Here is a 1,795-nt window from a genome sequence, read left to right as displayed (position 1 = left end):
CCATTTCACCTAATCCCTATCTACAACAGTAGAAATTATTTATGAGGTCTAGACACGATAGCGGTCAAAGCGTATGTTTCAATCTACAACAGTAGAAATTATTTATGAGGTCTAGACTCGAACACCGGAGACTGGAGCGTATCGTCATCTACAACAGTAGAAATTATTTATGAGGTCTAGACCCCTATTTTTGGTTTGTTGCTCAAAAAAACAAAAAAATCCGAGAGTATAACAAATTCTGTGTAAACTCCATAGAGAAGAAAGCAAGCCTCCTGGATTGGTGTTAAGATAAATTCAATCCAGGAGGATATTTTTATGGCAAGACAGAGAAAACTGACACCGGAAAGAAAAGCGCTTATTCAGAGTCTCCTTTCCCACTACAAACCGGAAGACGCCCAGGACGTACAGGCTATGCTGAGGGATCTTCTCGGAGATACGATCCAGCAGATGCTGGAAGCCGAGATGGATGACCATCTCGGTTACAGCAAATATGACTACAAGAACAAGCATACAGATGACAGCCGCAACGGCTACAGCCCTAAAACAGTCACCTCTTCGGCCGGAGATATCCCGATCGACGTCCCCAGAGACCGCAAGGGTGACTTCGAACCGCAGTCAGTCAAAAAGAACCAGACCGATATCTCAAATATAGAGGATCAGGTCCTGTCCATGTATGCAAAAGGCATGACGACCCGGGATATCTCGGCTCACCTGCAGTCTATCTACGGTGTGGATGCCTCTGCTGAAATGATTTCGCGAATGACGGATCGAATTCTGCCGATTGCCAAAGAATGGCAGAACCGGCCGCTGGCCAAAAAGTATGCAGTCGTCTTTATGGACGCCGTGCATTTCAATGTGAGGCAGGACGGCCGAACCGTCAAGAAAGCCGTTTATGTTGCTATTGGGACAAGACTGGACGGGCATCGTGAAGTCCTTGGCCTGTGGGTCGGCGGAAATGAGAGCGCCAAGTACTGGGTCGGTGTCCTTAACGAGATCCGTAATCGCGGTACCGAAGATATTTTCATTATCTCCGTCGACGGCCTGACAGGCTTTGCAGATGCGATAAGCGCCGTATATCCCAAGGCCGAAGTCCAGCGCTGCATCGTCCATCAGATCCGTTACACGACAAAATTCGTCTCTTACAAGGACATTAAGGCTTTTATGAATGATTTGAAGGGTGTCTATCAGGCTCCTACACTGGAGCAGGCCGAGGAAGGGCTTGACAGACTTGAAGAGAAGTGGGGCTCGAAATACCCGTCTTCGGTAGCGAGCTGGCGGAACAACTGGCCTCAGTTATCCGCTTATTTCAAGTATCCCTATGAGCTGCGCCGGATGATCTATACGACAAACCAGATCGAGAACTACAACCGGCAGCTCAGGAAAGTGACAAAAACACGTACGATCTTCCCCTCAGACGACGCCCTTCTCAAGCTCCTTTATCTTGCGACGATGGACATCACTGAAAAGTGGACCGGCAGGGACAGGGACTGGAGTAAAATTCTGTCACAGCTGTGCATTTACTTTGAGGAACGCATAGAACCCGGAGATCTGGAATAGCCCTAAACGCCTATAAGAAAAGTCCGGGCTGCAGTCCATTGACAGCCCGGATAGCGTATGTCATTATGGTGATACTGAAGCAGTAACGGTAACCCTTTGATGTCTTACATCGATCCAGGGGCAAGGGGTTTACACAGAATAAGTTACACTACCAAGTACGTATATTTGCGGCCCGTTTTTGTCAAAGCACGATTGTATATACTTACTCAATCAACTTATAACCAGAACGCGATAGCCT

Annotated in this window: 1 protein-coding gene; it reads left to right on the top strand. The window is 47.6% G+C overall.

The genetic code is table 11. The features are described from left to right. Positions 1–315 precede the first annotated feature (315 nt). A complete protein-coding gene (locus EH55_RS11595) occupies positions 316–1,557 on the top strand; it encodes an IS256 family transposase (protein ID WP_081839554.1) in 1,242 nt (413 codons plus the stop codon). Positions 1,558–1,795: the final 238 nt, after the last annotated feature.

The organism is Synergistes jonesii (genome assembly GCF_000712295.1).
In the GTDB taxonomy this organism is placed as follows: domain Bacteria; phylum Synergistota; class Synergistia; order Synergistales; family Synergistaceae; genus Synergistes; species Synergistes jonesii.
The sequence above is the reverse complement of the archived record's forward strand: the minus strand, read 5'-3'. Positions and strand labels throughout refer to the sequence as shown.